11 protein-coding genes and 1 riboswitch are annotated in these 16,104 nt (G+C 69.6%); all 11 genes read left to right on the top strand.

What is annotated here, in order from left to right; genetic code table 11:
- Positions 1–124 precede the first annotated feature (124 nt).
- Positions 125–235, top strand: a riboswitch (SAM riboswitch).
- Between the two features lie 49 nt (positions 236–284).
- Entirely contained in the window at positions 285–695 is a 411-nt protein-coding gene (locus tag ACFWBQ_RS01345) for a hypothetical protein (protein ID WP_385482678.1), read from the top strand.
- 278 nt (positions 696–973) lie between these two features.
- Positions 974–1,957, top strand: coding sequence for an arabinan endo-1,5-alpha-L-arabinosidase (locus ACFWBQ_RS01340; RefSeq protein ID WP_385482677.1), 984 nt, complete (start codon positions 974–976; stop codon positions 1,955–1,957).
- Positions 1,939–3,423 carry a family 43 glycosylhydrolase gene (locus ACFWBQ_RS01335; protein ID WP_385482675.1) on the top strand — a complete coding sequence of 495 codons (1,485 nt, stop codon included), beginning with the start codon at positions 1,939–1,941 and terminating at the stop codon, positions 3,421–3,423. The genes ACFWBQ_RS01340 and ACFWBQ_RS01335 overlap by 19 nt, the downstream gene beginning before the upstream one ends.
- A gap of 46 nt (positions 3,424–3,469) precedes the next feature.
- Positions 3,470–4,261: an ATP-grasp domain-containing protein gene (locus ACFWBQ_RS01330; protein ID WP_385482673.1), complete on the top strand. Its 792-nt coding sequence runs from the start codon at positions 3,470–3,472 to the stop codon at positions 4,259–4,261.
- 122 nt (positions 4,262–4,383) lie between these two features.
- A complete protein-coding gene (locus ACFWBQ_RS01325) occupies positions 4,384–5,490 on the top strand; it encodes a pectinesterase family protein (RefSeq protein WP_385482671.1) in 1,107 nt (368 codons plus the stop codon).
- A 192-nt stretch (positions 5,491–5,682) separates the two neighbouring features.
- A complete protein-coding gene (locus ACFWBQ_RS01320; protein ID WP_385482670.1) occupies positions 5,683–6,690 on the top strand; it encodes a LacI family DNA-binding transcriptional regulator in 1,008 nt (335 codons plus the stop codon).
- A 149-nt stretch (positions 6,691–6,839) separates the two neighbouring features.
- On the top strand, positions 6,840–8,366 hold the full coding sequence (locus ACFWBQ_RS01315; RefSeq protein ID WP_385482668.1) for a hypothetical protein: 1,527 nt from the start codon (positions 6,840–6,842) through the stop codon (positions 8,364–8,366).
- Entirely contained in the window at positions 8,363–9,412 is a 1,050-nt protein-coding gene (locus ACFWBQ_RS01310; protein ID WP_385482666.1) for an AAA family ATPase, read from the top strand. The genes ACFWBQ_RS01315 and ACFWBQ_RS01310 overlap by 4 nt, the downstream gene beginning before the upstream one ends.
- Positions 9,412–13,737, top strand: a complete 4,326-nt coding sequence (fxsT, locus tag ACFWBQ_RS01305; RefSeq protein WP_385482664.1) for an FxSxx-COOH system tetratricopeptide repeat protein — start codon at positions 9,412–9,414, stop codon at positions 13,735–13,737. Before ACFWBQ_RS01310 ends, fxsT begins: the two co-directional genes overlap by 1 nt.
- A 92-nt stretch (positions 13,738–13,829) precedes the next feature.
- Positions 13,830–14,999 (top strand): hypothetical protein, encoded by a 1,170-nt coding sequence (locus ACFWBQ_RS01300; RefSeq protein WP_385482663.1) that lies wholly within the window; start codon positions 13,830–13,832, stop codon positions 14,997–14,999.
- Positions 14,996–16,102 (top strand): caspase family protein, encoded by a 1,107-nt coding sequence (locus tag ACFWBQ_RS01295; protein WP_385482661.1) that lies wholly within the window; start codon positions 14,996–14,998, stop codon positions 16,100–16,102. The genes ACFWBQ_RS01300 and ACFWBQ_RS01295 overlap by 4 nt, the downstream gene beginning before the upstream one ends.
- Positions 16,103–16,104: the final 2 nt, after the last annotated feature.

The following is a 16,104-nucleotide window of genomic DNA, read 5'->3' as shown; positions in this document are numbered from 1 at the left end:
CGAATTCGACGAGGAGAACGTGTGCAAGGGCGTGGATGCGTACGGGCGTTGCGTCACGCCCGTACGCGCGAGGGCGGCGTACGCAAGCCCGGACGCCGTCTCGGCTCCTGTTAGGCTTTTGATGGGTCATGAGTTCCAGTGGAAAGCCCCGGCTCGCTGGACGGCACCCCGCTCCGCTGCGGGTGCTCCGGGTGACGACCCGCCCCGCGCGGCATCGTGCGGGGAACAGCGGACCACCGGGGTCGGGCCCCCGGGGTCCAGGACCCCGGAAGGCGACAACGGCCATGCTCCCTCACCTCATTCACAGCGACGCCTGCGCGCGGTACGCGCCCGGCCACCACGTGCACTGGATCCACGCCAAGAAGTGCGTACAGGAACCCGGCCAGGCTGTGGAACTGCTCCTGACTGCGGGCGATGTCCGCGACGACGGCTGGCTGGTGCTGCGCGCCGCCTTCGAGCACCCCGGTGGCCTGCCCGAGGTGTGGATGCATGCCCCCGCCGATCTGCGGGAGTTGCTCACGGATCACCGCGGGCGCGTCTACTGGCTCCCGCGCTGGCACGCGCTGCGGTTCGTGGGCCTCGGCGGTGAGGCGACCGGGCTGGTGAATGTCGGAACCGAGGGCGGTCCGCTGTGTGAATCCGCCGCACCCGATCGGCAGCAGACCGGTCGCGGGAACTTCACCTACGGGCTGTAGCCAACTGGTCCACGGAATAGTCGCGTTCGGCCGGTTCCACCCCGATATGGGTGGGCCGGCCCGTTCGTGATCCCGGACACGGTCCGGGTTTTCGTTGAATGCGCGCTCAATCCGTTGACGCAAGACGTGTTCGATTCTACGGTCCCGTCCGGGCCGGCCGTCCGAAGTGACGAGCACCATTCGACCGGTCGAACAAATCGATGTCATGCACATGGCAACCTCTCCGTCCTCGTTGACGACTGCCGGGTACCTCCGACACGACCGAAGAAGGTCTCCTGATGAGCCGCATCCCGAGAAGAATTCCGCGAAGGACCCTCGCCGCCCTGCCCGCCGCACTTCTGCTGGCGCTCGTGCCGACGAGCGCGTCCGCGTACCCCAACCCCGGTGCCGTCAACGGCGACATCGTCGTCCATGACCCCACCATGATCCGGAGCACGTCCGGCCAGTACCTGCTCTACTCCACCGGCGAAGGCCTCCAGCTCCGCACCTCCACCGACCGCACCTCCTTCGGGCGATCGGGCAACGCCTTCACGACGAAGCCGAGCTGGTGGAAGAACTACTCCTCCGCGTCCGACCCCTGGGCCCCGGACATCTCCTACCGCGGCGGCACGTACCTGATGTACTACGCCGTTTCGTCCTTCGGGTCGAACACGTCGGCGATCGGCCTCGCGGCCTCCACCACCGGCCAGGCGGGCAGCTGGAGCGACTACGGGATCGTCTACACCTCGAACTCGTCGAGCGACTACAACGCCATCGACCCCAACCTCTTCGTGGACGACGACGGCAAGTGGTGGATGTCCTTCGGGTCCTGGTGGACCGGCATCAAGATGATCCGCATCGACCCGTCGACCGGAAAGCAGTACGCCGGAGACACCGCGCGCCACTCGCTCGCCTCCCGCCCCACCGGGACCAAGGCCGTCGAGGCGCCCTCGATCGTGAAGCGCAACGGCTACTACTACCTCTTCGCCTCGTACGACACCTGCTGTGCGGGCACCAGCTCCACGTACAAGATCAAGGTGGGCAGGGCGACCGGTGTCACCGGGCCCTACAAGGACCGCAACGGCGTCAGCATGCTCAGCAACGGCGGCACCCCCGTCATGGAGTCCCACGGCCGCTACATCGGCCCCGGCGGCCAGTCGATCCTCGCCGACTCCGACGGCGACCTGCTCGTCTACCACTACTACGACGGCCAGGACAACGGCACTCCGAAGCTCGGCGTCAACCTACTGAACTGGAGCAGCGGATGGCCCGTCGCCTACTGACCCTGCTGAGCACCCTCCTGCTGGCGCTCGCGCTGGGGCAGCCGGCCTCCGTACAGGCCGAGCCGGCCCGGTCGCCGTCCGCGCGGGCCGCCGAGGGGCGTCCGTACACCAACCCGATCAAGGCGCAGAAGGGAGCCGACCCCTGGATCTCGTACCACGACGGCAACTACTACCTGGTGTCGACCAGTTGGACCGACGTCATCACCATGCGCAAGTCACCGACCCTGGTTGGGCTCGCGACGGCGCCGAGCGTGCAGGTCTGGCAGGGCGACGCCACCTCGCGCTGCTGCAACATCTGGGCACCCGAGCTGCACTACTCGGGCGGCCGCTGGTACCTCTACTTCGTCGCCGGGCAGAACATCGCCGACTACAACCCCACGCAGCGGGTGCATGTGCTGGAGAGCGCGGGTACGGACCCGACGGGCCCCTACACGTACAGGAACCAGCTCGGCAGCACCTGGATGCTGGACCCGAGCGTGCTCACCCTCAACGGCTCGATGTACCTGCTGGGCAGTGCGAGCGGCGGCGGTACACAGAACCTGGTGATCGCGCCGATGTCGAACCCGTACACACTCAGTGGATCGTTCTCGACGATCTCCACGCCGACGTACGACTGGGAGAAGTCGGGCGGCACGGTGAACGAAGGTGCCGAGGTGCTGCAGCGGGGCGGCAAGACGTTCATCGTCTACTCCGCCAGCGGCTGCTGGACCCCCGACTACAAGCTGGGGCAGCTCACCCTGACCGGTTCCAACCCGCTGTCCGCTTCCTCCTGGACGAAGAAGTCCACCCCTGTCTTCCAGCGGAACAACGCGGCAGGGGTGTACGGGCCGGGGCACAACGGCTTCTTCACCTCGCCCGACGGCACGGAGAGCTGGATCGTCTACCACGCCAACGACTCGGCGTCCGACGGCTGCGACAACGGGCGTACGACGCGGGCACAGAAGTTCACCTGGAACAGTGACGGGACACCGAACCTCGGCACGCCCGTCGCCCTCGGCACGACACTGGCCGGGCCCTCCGGCGAGAGCTCGGCCACGCCGTCCGCGTACACGGTGGTCAACAGGGCCACCGGGAAGTGCCTGGACGTGAACGGTTCGTCGACGGCCGACGGAGCGAATGTCCAGCAGTGGACGTGCAACGGCGGCGCACAGCAGAAATGGCGCATCGAGGACCAGGGCGACGACACGAGCCGCCTGGTGAACGTGGCTTCGGGCAAGGTGCTCGACACGGCGGACTGTTCCGCTGCCGATGGCGCCGACCTGCGGCAGTGGTCCTGGCTGAACAACACCTGCCAGCGCTTCGGCCTCGTCACCACCGCGGCCGGCGGCTGGGTGCGCATCGTCAACCGGGCGAGCGGGAAGGTCGCCGATGTGGCCGACTGCTCGGCCGCCGACGGTGCGGACGTACGTCAGTGGTCCTGGCTGAACAACACCTGCCAGCAGTGGAAGCTCACCCCGGCAGCCTGAGGGGGACGGGTCCGGGCCCCGGCCCGGACCCCTAGGCTGCGGTCGTATGGCCCCTCTCCTGACGCTCGCCCCGCACCGTTCCACCACGGCCGGGCTCCTGGCAGGGGCGGCGCGCGACCGCGGGCTGGAGGTCGTGATCCTGTCCCGAGCCGGGATCCCGGACCGGCTGCGGGGGAGCGGAGGAGCGCACTACTACGGCGGCCCGCACTTCGCCTCGGATGTTGCCGGCCCCTTGGGGGTGGCACTGCTGGAGCCGGCCGAGGGCTGGCTGGACGCTCTGCCGTACGCATGCACCGGGCGCGAGATCAAGCGCGTCCGGCTGTCGGAGGCCCGCCGCGAAAAAGGCCCCGTCTTCGTGAAGCCGCCCACCGACAAGTCCTTTCCGGCCGCGGTGTACGAGGACGGCAGCGCACTCCTGGTGCCCTCGCTGCAGAAGGACCCCCTGGTACAGGTCAGCGACGTGGTGACCTGGGCGACGGAGTTCAGGCTCTTTCTGCTCGACGGGGAGGTACGGACCGGCTCCCAGTACGCCACCTTCGGCCGGCTGGATGCCGCGCCGCTCGAGGGGCACCAGGACGAGGCCGGGGTCCGGGACTTCGCGCGACGGCTGACCGAGGCATGCGGGGCCACGTTGCCCAGCGGGGTGGTGGTCGACGTCGGGCGGATGTGGGGGCCGGGGGGCCGGGACACCGAGCGGTGGGCGGTGGTCGAGGCCAATATGGCCTGGTTCAGCAACGTGTACGCGGCCGATCCGGTCGGGGCGCTCGATGTGGTGCTCCGGGCCGCGGGGCCCCGTGGGCAGGTCCGGGCACAGGACGCGAGGTTCTGCAGGCCATGAGGCAGGGCGCCGGCCGCGGAGTCCGGTACCGCCACGAGTCCTGGGGTCGCGGCAACCTTTCGGGTCGCGGCGGCGACTACCTCCCGGAACCCTCACCTCTTCCCCACTGAACGGATCAGGCCATGGCAGCGAATCGACATGCCGTGCCCCGCCGAGGACGGCGCAGCGTACTCGTGGCAGCGGCAGCGGCGACAGCGCTGGCGGCAGTCGTCCCCGTGCAGGCGTACGGAGCGGCGTCCGGCGCGGCAGCGGCGCCCGGTGCTGTTGCGGCGACCACCCTCACCGTCGCCAAGGACGGCACCGGCCGGTACACCACCGTGCAGGCCGCCGTGAACGCGATACCGGCGGGCAACACCGCACGTGTGATCGTCTCCATCAAGCCCGGCACCTACCGTGAGACGGTGAAGATCCCCGCCACCAAGCAGAACGTCACGCTTCAGGGCAGCGGATCCGGCCGCGGCGACACCGTGATCGTCTACAACAACGCCTCGGGCACCCGGAAGCCCGACGGCTCGGGCACCTACGGGACGAGCGGCAGTGCCACCGTCGCCGCCGAGGGAAACGGCTTCCAGGCCCGTAACCTCACCGTCTCCAACGACTTCGACGAGGCCGCGCACCAGGACATGAGCGCACGTCAGGCCGTCGCCCTGCGTACCGCCGCCGACAAGGTCGTCCTCGACTCCGTCGTCGTCACCGGGGACCAGGACACCCTGTTGCTCGACACCGCGGCAAAGGCCGAGCTCGGCCGCGTGTACATGGCCAACTCCTCGGTCATCGGCAACGTCGACTTCATCTTCGGGCGCGCCAGCGCGGTGATCGACAGGTCGGTGATCACGCTGAGGAAGAGGTGGGACGGCAGCTCCGCCGGTTACATCGCCGCGCCCAGCACGGCCGCCGGCCGCAAGGGCTTCCTGATCACCGATTCGACCGTCGAGGGCGATGTCTCCGCATCGACCTTCCATCTCGGACGACCGTGGCATGCGGGCGGTGATGCCTCACTCGATCCCATGGCCACCTTCCGTGACACCGCACTCGGCGCAGCGATCAAGCCCGCCCCCTGGACCGATATGAGTGGCTTCTCGTGGAAGGACGACCGCTTCGCCGAGTACCGCAACACCGGGCCGGGCGCAGGAGCGGCGAGCAGCGACCGGCCGCAGCTTTCGGACTCCGGTGCCGCGGAGCAGGAGACCGCCGACTGGCTGGCCGGGTGGACACCGTCGGCATCCTGAGCCACGGTGTGCTGGACGAAGCTGGCGGATCCGGGTGATCGAAGCGCTTCGATTCCACTCTGGACAGTGCCTGTGAGCGAGTCTAGGCTCCACGGTGTCTATGCATGTCAGAGCGTAAAGGGGACAACGAGTAGGCGCTGTCGAAGCGCTTCACCGGTCTTCTTTCGGTCCTCATTTGTGATGGAGAGCTGAATGGTCACGCTTGCTGAGGTCGCCCAGCACGCCGGAGTCTCCGCGAGCACGGTGAGCTACGTCCTCAGTGGGAAGCGATCCATCTCCGCCTCCACCCGGGAGCGGGTGGAGCACAGCATCCAGCAGCTCGGCTACCACCCCAACGCGGGGGCGCGGGCCCTTGCCAGCAGCCGGTCCAACATCATCGCGCTCATGGTGCCGCTGCGCACCGACATGTATGTGCCGGTGATGATGGAAATCGCCATCGCGGTCGCCACGAGCGCACGGACCCACGGCTACGACGTCCTCCTCCTCACGGGGGAGGAAGGGCCCGCCGCCGTCCGGCGGATCGCTGGGAGTTCCCTCGCGGACGCGATGATTCTGATGGACGTCGAGCTCCACGACGAGCGGCTCCCGCTGCTGCGCGAGTCCGGGCGGACCGCAGTCCTCATCGGCCTGCCCGCCGACACCGCCGGGCTGACCTGTGTGGACCTCGACTTCGAGGCCACCGGGGCGCTGTGTGTGGAGCATCTCGCCGGTCTCGGGCACCGCGAGATCGCGGTGATCGGCGAAGCCGCCGCCGTCTACGAGCGGCACACCGGTTTCGCCGAGCGGACGGTGGACGGGATACGGGCCAAGGCGCAGAAGTCCGGGGCCAGGGTCCTGCACCGGCCCTGCGAGGGCGGGTACGCGGCGATGGCCGGCACGCTGTCCCGGATCTTCGACGAGCGGCCGGGCACGACAGGGTTCATCGTGCAGAACGAGGCCGCCGTCGAGCCGCTGCTCAACCTGCTCCAGCAGCAGGGCCGCGCCGTGCCGGAGGACGTGTCCGTCGTGGCCATCTGCCCGGAGCAGGTGGCCACGCAGGCCTCCGTGCGTCTCACCTCCGTCGCCATTCCCGCGCAGGAGATGGGGCGCCGTGCGGTGGAGCAGGTGGTGGCCAAGCTTGCTGGGCGCGGTACGGACGAAGTGGAGCTACTGGTACCGGAGTTGACGGTCCGGGCGAGTACCGGGCCGGCCCCGGCCTGAGCGGCGCCGGGCCGCCTCACCCCTTCGGGTGGGCGGTCTCCCGGTGCTCTGCGGTACGCACGGGGCCTGCGGCGGAATGGAGGCCGACGGTGCTGGGAAGGAACCTGGTTGCTCAAGATTCGACGTGATAGCTTCGCGATCAGTTGTGGATGATGATCCGGCTCGGCGGGGGATGGTCGGTGATGGCACACGTGCCGCAGAGGCCGGGGGAGGCCGATGCGTTTCTGATCAGGGCCCTGGTCGAGCAGTTATGTGAGCTGGACTTTGTGCGCGACCCTGACCAGTGCGTACTTTTCGTCGCCTATGTGAGTAAGCAACTCGGCGTGGAGATCACCTACCTGCGGAGGAACCCGCGGGTGGAAATGCTGTCCCTCGTCATGAATGTGGTGAAGCGCGTCAGAGGCCTCGACGCGCTCGTCGACGGAGTGAGCGTCATCGCCGGCCGCGACTACTCGACCGGTCTGGCCAGGCTGGTGGAAAGCGGCTTGCCGGACGGAGCGGTGGCGGACGCGTCGGCGGAGTTCGACGACATCGCGGTGGAGCGGATCCGGCGACTGCTCGCCGAGGTGCGGAGTACCGACGAGAGCCGCCTGCACGCAATCCTCGTCCACGAACTGGGCATCGTCGAACTTCCCTACGGGCAGTCCCCCTCCCAGCGTTTCGACTACCTGTGCGAGAGGAACGCCCAGGCCGACGGATTACCCCCGGCCTTGGTGCTGGTCGAGATCACGGCGCTGCAGGTGCAGCCCGCACTCCGCGAACAGCTCAGGGAGTGGTCGGACCGATGGGCCCGGGAGGCAGGCCCGGAGGTGGTGAACGCCTTGGCCGACCGCAGGCGCGCGATCGCGGCTCTGCCGGTGTCCGATCCGGATGTGGCACGTTGTCTCGTCGTGATGGTGGAGCCCGCCGACGACAGTTCGGCCGACATCTTCGTACGCCATTGGGTCAATCCGGCCCCGGGTTACTGGGAGCCTGTGGCCGGGCGCATCGAACGAGCGACCCTCGACACCCTGGCGCCCGCTGTCGGACGAGCGATCGGCCGCGGTGGCTCACACTGGGCGGGCCTCGCGGAGGACGAGAACAATCCTCCCGTGCAGGTCGAGTTCGTGCTGCCCTTCCAGTTCCTCAATCACGACATGGCGCGGCTCGAACTGGGTACGCGGACTCGTGTCCCGCTGCCGATCGGTCTTCGCTACCATATTCATCTTCGGAGCCTCGAACGTATGAGGGACCGTAACACCGAGGAGCACGGGCGCTGGCGGGCTCGTTGGAAGCAGCTCAAAGAGGCCGGTGTGGCCGAGGCTCACCGCTGGCACGGGGAGCAGGGCGGCCGCCTCGACATCTGGCGTGCCGACCTCGAGGCGAACCCAAGTCTGACCGCGGTCATACTCGACGTTCCCGCACTGCCCGACCGCGGTCTGGACGCACTCATCACGGCCATCGAACTGGGAGTGGGCCTTGCAGCCTGGGACCGCAGGCTTGAGAGCCCCGAGCTGTCGGGCGAGGTGCTGACTCTGCTGCTTGCCCACCCTCCGTCGCAACTGTCCGCGAAAATAAGTCAGTTGCGTAAAGACGCCGAGCGGCTGGGTCGCGACAGCCTGTCGCTGGGTAAGCACATTGCGTTCTTCTGGGACGACCCCAACCGCCTGGTCGACTGTGAGGAGTTGACAGCATGACCGAGCAGGACACGGCAGCGCAGGCTGTGACGCCGCCTTCCTGGAGGGTGTTCCACGCAACGGGGCAACCCCCTGCGGGGGAGCTGCCCGAGCTTCCGGCGCCGCCCCCCTGGAGAGTGTTCTCCGGAAGCCCGCTGCAGGGCGCACCGCCCGACGACGCCCAGTCGGCGCTGCGTCGGCTGGGTATCGTGCAGGAGGGTCCTCAGCTGCGCGACGAGGCGATCGACGCGGTCAACGCCGCGCTCCTGCTGCGACGTCCCCTGCTGATCACCGGACCGCCCGGTGTCGGCAAGTCGACCCTCGCCTATCTCATCGCACGGGAACTGGGCCTCGGCCGGGTGCTGCCGTGGAGCATCGTGAGCCGGTCGACCCTTCGCGGCGGCCTGTACGAGTACGACGCCATCGGACGGGCCCAGGCCATTGCCGCCTGGCGGGCGGGCGGCGACGGCGCGCCGGGCGAGGCGGGCAGCGCTCCCGACCTGGGGGACTTCCTGACGCTCGGCCCTCTGGGAACGGCGCTCCTCGCGTACGAACGGCCGCGCGTCCTGCTCGTCGACGAGCTGGACAAGAGTGATATCGACCTGCCCAACGACCTGCTCCACGTGCTGGAGAACGGCAGCTACGAGATCCCGGAACTGGTGCGCGCCGGTGCGGCCGACGTGTCCGTCTTCACCGACGATCCCCGCAGCCGGGCCGTCATCGAGTCCGGCCGCGTCGAGTGCTCCGAGTTCCCCGTCGTCGTGATCACGAGCAATGGCGAACGCGAGTTCCCGGCCGCTTTCCGGCGCCGCTGCCTGCCCCTGGAGATGCGCCCGCCCAGCCGCGAGCAGCTCGTCTCCATCGTCGTCAGCCATCTGCGCAGGCGGCCCGAAGACATCGAGGCGCTCGTGGACGACTTCGTCAGGCGTCTGGACGGCGGCGGCACCCAGTCGGTCGATCAGCTGCTCAACGCCGTGCAACTCACCACCGCTCACGGATTCCGGGCCGACAGCGACGGGCGTAAGCTCATTGAGATGCTTCTCCGCGACCTCTCGAAAGGCCGCTGATGCACGGCTCGCCACGGGAACGCGCCCCGGACTCGACGGCCACGTCGAGCGGTACCGCCACCCATGACACGGACGGCGACTCGAGTTGGCGGGACCTCGCAGACGGTGTCTGGCTGGCGGCTGCGTGGCGCAGGGCGGGCCGGGTCTCCCACGGGGATGCGGAGACCACCCCGGAGGGCTTATCCGCCGAGCCGGAATCGCTCACCGATGTCGATGCCCCTCCTTCGGACACCGGTATGCCGGAAGTCGTGCCTGCCGGGGCCACCGATGTCGACGCCCGTGACCTGGAGCTGCGCACCATCGAGGAGACCAGGGCCGGCCGGCCGGAGGGGCTGCTTCCGAAGTCCCCGCGGCCCGCACGGCGTGCGGTGCCACTCCGTCTGGCCAAGGCCCTGCGCGGGCTCGGCCGGCGTGTGCCGTCGCGTCACCTGAACCGGCTCGACGAGGCACGCACCGCCGAGAACGGTCTGGCCGACGGTCTGTGGATCCCCTATCTCGAACCGGTTCAGGAGCGCGCCTTCGACCTGATGCTCCTCGTGGATCGCGCGCCCACCATGCCCGTCTGGGGCGGCACCGTACGCCAGTTGGCCCAGGAGGCCGTGCACAGCGGCGCCTTCCGGGACGTCCGTACGGTCGAGGTGTCCCTGTCCGGCGGGGGAGCGCCCGTACTGCGCTGGCCGGGCAACCGGCACGCCGACCCCGCGGAGCTGCTCGACGGCCGCGGGGCGCGGCTCTTCCTCGTCATCACCGACGGGCTGGCGCCGGGCTGGGCGGAGCGTGGGGCCGACGAACTCATGGGAAGGCTCTCCGCGGCCGGCCCCACGGCGCTCGTCCATCTGCTGCCCCCCTATCTGCGGCACCGGTCCTCGGTCTACCCCTTCCGGGCGCGACTCGACGCCGCAGGATTCGGCGCGCTCAACCGGCACTTCCTCTGCCACCCTCCGCACGGCGGGCCCGAACAGAGCCGCGTCCTGCCCGAGACGGGCGACGGATCCGTAGCCGTACCCGTTCTGAGCCTCCGTCCCGGTTCGTTCCGGGCCTGGGCCGACCTCGTCACCGGCGAGCGCGGGGTGCGGCGGGCCCTGCCGGTGGTCCTGGCCGGTGCGATGGCCAAGGGCGTGTCCGCGCCCGGTCTGCGGACCCCCAGAATCGACGGCCCGCGCGCGGCGGCGGACGCCGTACGGAGATTCATCTCGCTGGCCAGTCCGCTCGCACAGCAGCTCGCCGTCCTGCTGGCCGTGGCACCGATGCGCTTCGACGTCATCGAGGAGCTGCGCGACCGGGCCTTCCCCGAGTCCGGCCCCGACCACCTGGCCGAGATCATGATGGGCGGCCTGATCGACTGGGACCGGGACGACGAGGACGGCCCCGACTTCGCCGACGGAGTACGCGAAGCACTGCTGGCCACCAGCAACCGAACCCAACTGGCCCGCGCCGTCGGCCTGCTGGCGGAGTCCCGGGCCAGTCAGGCGCAGGGCATCCGGCTCCGGGCGGCGCTGCGCGACCCCGCGCAGGCGGCGCTCCCGGACCGCGAAGGCGGTCAGGCATGGCTGCGCATCGAACTGGCCGTCCTGCGCGCTCTTGGAGGCCTGCCCTACCGGCGCCGGGCAGCGCGTCTGAACGTCGAGCTGCTGCACGGCGCGGGACCGGCAACGGAGGCGACGAGAGATGATAAAGAGGCATTTGATGTGAATGACAATGCCCCCGCCCCCCGGTCGCGTCCGACCGTTCCACCAGGAGGATCCGTGTCGCCCCAGACACCAGTAACCGTTGAAGAGGATGCCCGGAGGGCCGAGCAGGGTGGGGGAGCCTCGGCACCGGAGCTGCGCTTCGTGCGCACCGGCCAGCCCAAGATCATGGGCAATGTGCCGCCGAAGAACCCCAACTTCACCGGCCGCGAAAGTCTTTTGGCGGCAGTCGAAAGGCAGTTGCAGGAGGACGAGACCACTGCCGTTCTCCCGCACGCGCTGCACGGCACGGGCGGCGTCGGGAAGTCGCAGATCGCCGTGGAGTACGTGTACCGGCACAGCGGCGAGTTCAACGTCATCTGGTGGATCCCCGCGGAGCAGGAGAACCTGATCCTCGGCGCTCTGGCCGACCTGGCGCGCAGCCTCGGCCTGGAGGTGGGCCCGCAGGCCAACGCCGCGGTGCCCGCCGTGCGTGAGGCGCTCCGTACGGGTAAACCCTTCGACAACTGGCTGCTGGTCTTCGACAACGCCGAGAACATCGAGACGGTGCGGTCCTACTTCCCCAACGGCGGCCCGGGGAAGATCATCGTCACCTCGCGCAACCGCGAGTGGGAACGCGTCGCCACACCCCTCAGCGTCGACGTCTTCGACCGGGCCGAAAGCGTCGCACTCCTCCAGCGCCGCGCGCGCGGCATGAGTGCCGATGACGCGGGCACGCTCGCCGAGGCGCTGGGTGACCTGCCGCTCGCCGTCGAGCAGGCAGGCGCCTGGCACGCCGCGACCGGTATGCCGGTGGACGAGTACATCCGCCTGCTGGAGGAGCGCCGGCCCGAGATCCTCGAACTCGACCCCTCCCCCGACTATCCGCTGCCGGTCGCGGCCGTCTGGGACATCTCTCTGGGGCGCCTCTCGCAGGACAACCCTGCGGCACGCCAGATCCTGGAGATCTGCGCATGCATGGCACCGGAGCCCATCCCGCTCAATCTGTTCAGGGGCGGCCGCAACGTCCAGATCACTCCGGAGCTCGACCCGGTACTGCGCGACCCGCTGCTGCTCGCCCGTGCCACGCGTGACCTCAGCAAGCTGTCCCTGGTCAGGCTGGACCACAAGACCGCCAGCCTGCAGATGCACCGGCTGATGCAGAACGTGATCGTGGCCAGGATGGATCCGGAGGAGCGGGCCAGGATGACGCGGGCGGCCCACCTGCTGCTCACGACGGCCAAGCCCGGGGCGCCCGCCTCCCCCGACCAGTGGCCCGCCTATCAGGCGATCCTGCCGCACGTGATCGCCTCCGGAGCGGTGACGAGTTCCGATGCCTGGGTCCGTGACCTGGTGTACGACATGGTGTTCTTCCTCTACTACTGGGGCGCGCACGAGTCGGGCGCGGCCCAGGCCCGGCTGGCGTGGTCCGCCTGGCGCGCCGAATCCGGGGACGAGGATCTGCACGTCATCAGGATCACCAAGCTCCTCGGCTTCTACCTGAGGCTCCTCGGACGGCCCGACGAGGCGGTCGTGCACAACGAGCGGGCTCTGGCGATCTCGCGCGGTGCGCAGATCCCGGACGAGGAACTCATCGACTCCATGTGGCAGATGGCGGGCGCGCTACGACACCGGGGGGAGTTCGGGCAGGCGAGTGAGCTTGCGGAGGAGGCGTTCACCCGGGCCAGCGATCTGTTCGGCCCCGAGGACCCCACCACCTTGAGCGCGGCGCACGACTACTGCATCGCGCTGCGGTTGAACGGCCGGTTCGCCGGTGCGCGGGAGATCGACGAGGAGACGGTACGCCAGCGCGAGCTGCTGTACGGCCCGGCGAGCGGGCTCACTCTCAATACCTTGAACGGGCTGGCCATCGACGTACGCGAGGCCGGTGACTATCTGGGTGCGCGTGCGCTGCAGGAGTCCACCTACCTCTCCTATGTGACTCACTTCGGCGAGACGAATGCCGCCACCCTCCGTGCCTCTCTCAACCTTGCCGTGTGCCGGCGCAGGGCCGGTGTGGTCGAGGGGGGCTCCGCGCTCGCGGAGCAGATCCTCGAGCGGTTCACCACCCGCTACGGTCTCAACAACACGGATGCCATGGGCGCCGCTGTCCACGCCTTGGTGGAACGGCGACTGAACGCTGACCTCGCGGGCTCCCGCGACCTCGGTGAGCAGGCGCTCGCCGCCTATCGCAAGGTGCTCGGGGAGCAGCACCCCTACACACAGTTCGTCAAGGTGAATCTGGCGGCGACGCTGCGGGCGCAGGGGGACGTCGACAGGGCCGAAGCTCTGGATGTCCAGGCGGTGCAGTTCCTGGAGAGCACACTCGGCAGGACCCACGTCAGCACACTCACGGCCGCTTTGTGCCGGGCCAACAACCACTATGCCCGGCTCGACTTCGCGCAGGCCAAGGCCGCCGACCAGGACGTTCTCCCGACGCTCACCGAGGCCGCGGGCGCCGACCACCCGCTGACTCTCGCCTGCACGGCCAATCTCGCACTGGACCACCGCGGGCTCGGGGAGTCGGCGGAAGCCGACCGGCTCAACTCGGCAGCGATCGCAGGCCTTTCGCGGGCTCTCGGGGACAACCACCCCTGGCACACGGCCGCCAGGCTGCACCAGCGCATCGAATGCGACATCACGCCGCTGCCGATGTGAGGCAGCGCGGCTGAGAGAAGGCCGTCGGTCCGGACCACCGCCCAGGCGGTGGCGGGCCGGGCCGACGGCAACACGGCAACGGGGGCGGACACATGACCACGGTGGTCTTCACTCACGGCACAGGTGTGCGTGAACCACACCTCACCACCCTGCTCGCACAGGTCACGTCGGGGATGGCGGCAACAGCCCCCGATGCGCGCCTGATCGCCTACCGCTGGGGTGAGCGGCACGGCGCCCGGCTCGCCGCGGGCGGCGCGAGCATCCCGGAAGGCCCCGGCAGCGGGACGGGCCGGAGCGCCGAGTACCCCGACGAGCAGGGTGACGAGGTGGAGGAGTGGGCCCGGCTGTACGACGACCCGACGGCCGAACTCGCCACGGCAGCAGCCGGAGCCACCGCGCGCGTCACACCGCCCGGCGCGGCCTTTCCGGACGAGCGGCCCAGAGCCTTTCTGCTCGACCTGGCAGCGCACGGCGAGCCCTGGGCCGGCCTGCTCGGTCCAGGACTCCCGCAGGCGGCGGCCCGGCTTGCGCGCGACCCCCTGCTGGCGCCCGCGGCCGAGGCGCTGGACCCGGAGACGCTGGCGTGGGTGCTGGCGCGTGCGCTGGTCGCCGCAGTCATCGCCGGGGCTGTCGAGGACGACAGCCCCGTGCAGGGCGGCGGTGATGCCCGGGACGCTGCCGTCGCGGCAGTCGCCGAGCGCCTCGGTGCGGCTCCGGCAGGCACCGGCCGCGGCCCGCTGCTGCGTATGGCCGGGAAGCCGCTCGTACGTTTCGGCTCCCGCTACGCGGTGCGGCGCCGCCGCGCTCTCACGGACGCGGCGCACCCGGCCGCCGGTGACATTCTCAAATACCTGGCCCGTGGCGAGGACATGCGCCGAGGGCTGCGCGAGCTCGTCGCCCCGCTGGAGCCCCCCGTGGTCCTGCTCGGCCACAGTCTCGGCGGCATCATCTGTCTCGACACCCTGATAGCGGGCCCGCTACCCGGCGTCGAACTTCTGGTCACCGTCGGCTCGCAGGGTCCTTTCCTGTACGAGACGGGTGCGCTTCCCGCGCTCGCCCACCCGGATCCGCTCCCCGGCCATGTCCCGCCGTGGCTGAATCTCTACGACCGGCGCGATCTGCTCGGGTACGCGGCGGAACCGCTCTTCGCCGGCCGCGCCCACGACATCGCCACCGACAGCCGCCAGCCCTTTCCCGTGGCGCACAGTGCCTACTGGACCGATCCGGCCGTCTACCGCGCCATCGGGGAGCGCCTGCCGTGACACGGAGGCATGTGGAACCGGAGCGTGTCGTCGCCCTGGTCATCGGAATCGAACAGTATGGGGCCGGTGAGGACTGGAACCTCCCCGGACCGGTACGAGACGCGCTGCGGTTCCGCGACTGGCTGCTGGCCCGCGGTGTTCCCGACGCCAACATCCTGCTCCATCTCGCGCCGCTGCCCGGCACCGAGCCGGGAGTCCCGTACCGGCCGGCCGACCACGACACCCTGCGACGCGCGTTCGTCACCGATGTCCCTGCCCGCAGCGGTGACGCGCTGTGGGTGTGGTGGGGCGGACACGGAGTCCTGGACACGGACGAGCACCTGCGCCTCTACTGCGCCGACGCCACCGTTGCCGACCGGCGCAACATCGATGTCGAGTCCGCCCGCGGTGTGCTCAGGAGCGACGCGGTGACGGGTTTCGGACGCCAGATGTGGGTGATCGACGCATGCCGGACCTTTGACGAACGGCACAACTTCCCTCAGTCGCTGCCCGGTGAGCGGCTGCCCACCGGCCGGCGGGTCGAGGCGCACGAGCAGATCCTGATGTTCGCGGCCGGCCGCGGGCAGCGGGCGGCCAACGATCCGGAGCTCCGCCTCGGCGTGTTCTCGGACATCGTTCTGGACGCTCTGCGCACCGATCCGCTGCCCGATCCCGACGCTCTTTTCGAGGCCGTACGGGCGAGGATGAACGCGCTCCGGGCCGCAGGACGCACCGAACAGCTCCCCAGCCTGCTCCTGATCAGTCCGGAACGGACCGAGAGCATGCCGTCGGCCCCACCGGCCGTGTCCGGACCCGGTGCCACAACGGCAGGCCGGCTGCTGGCCCGGCTCATCGATGCCCTGCTGGCGTATCCGCTGATGAGCGACCGTGACGAACGCCAGGCGCTGGTCAACGAGTTGCCCGCGAAGGTTGTGGCACGGATGCCGAGGCACACGATGCCACGTACGGATGTGATCGGGATCGTCCGCACACTCAGAGCGCAGCCGGACAGACTGTGGGAGCTGTACGACGCGGTGACCCTGCTCGACGAGGAACCCGGCCGGGCAGCCGAACTGAAGTCGGCCGTGCAGGACTTCGTGGCGGGACCCGGGCCCGGAATGTGATC

This window comes from Streptomyces sp. NPDC060035 (assembly GCF_042736635.1).
Lineage (GTDB): Bacteria > Actinomycetota > Actinomycetes > Streptomycetales > Streptomycetaceae > Streptomyces.
Note: the sequence above shows the minus strand (reverse complement) of the source record. Positions and strands in the feature narration are given on the sequence as shown.

Coding starts and splice junctions, on each gene's coding strand:
- ACFWBQ_RS01315 (WP_385482668.1), top strand. CDS start 6,840: ATGATGATCCGGCTCGGCGGGGGATGGTCGGTGATGGCACACGTGCCG.
- ACFWBQ_RS01300 (WP_385482663.1), top strand. CDS start 13,830: ATGACCACGGTGGTCTTCACTCACGGCACAGGTGTGCGTGAACCACAC.
- ACFWBQ_RS01330 (WP_385482673.1), top strand. CDS start 3,470: ATGGCCCCTCTCCTGACGCTCGCCCCGCACCGTTCCACCACGGCCGGG.
- ACFWBQ_RS01340 (WP_385482677.1), top strand. CDS start 974: ATGAGCCGCATCCCGAGAAGAATTCCGCGAAGGACCCTCGCCGCCCTG.
- ACFWBQ_RS01320 (WP_385482670.1), top strand. CDS start 5,683: ATGGTCACGCTTGCTGAGGTCGCCCAGCACGCCGGAGTCTCCGCGAGC.
- fxsT (WP_385482664.1), top strand. CDS start 9,412: ATGCACGGCTCGCCACGGGAACGCGCCCCGGACTCGACGGCCACGTCG.
- ACFWBQ_RS01325 (WP_385482671.1), top strand. CDS start 4,384: ATGGCAGCGAATCGACATGCCGTGCCCCGCCGAGGACGGCGCAGCGTA.
- ACFWBQ_RS01345 (WP_385482678.1), top strand. CDS start 285: ATGCTCCCTCACCTCATTCACAGCGACGCCTGCGCGCGGTACGCGCCC.
- ACFWBQ_RS01335 (WP_385482675.1), top strand. CDS start 1,939: ATGGCCCGTCGCCTACTGACCCTGCTGAGCACCCTCCTGCTGGCGCTC.
- ACFWBQ_RS01310 (WP_385482666.1), top strand. CDS start 8,363: ATGACCGAGCAGGACACGGCAGCGCAGGCTGTGACGCCGCCTTCCTGG.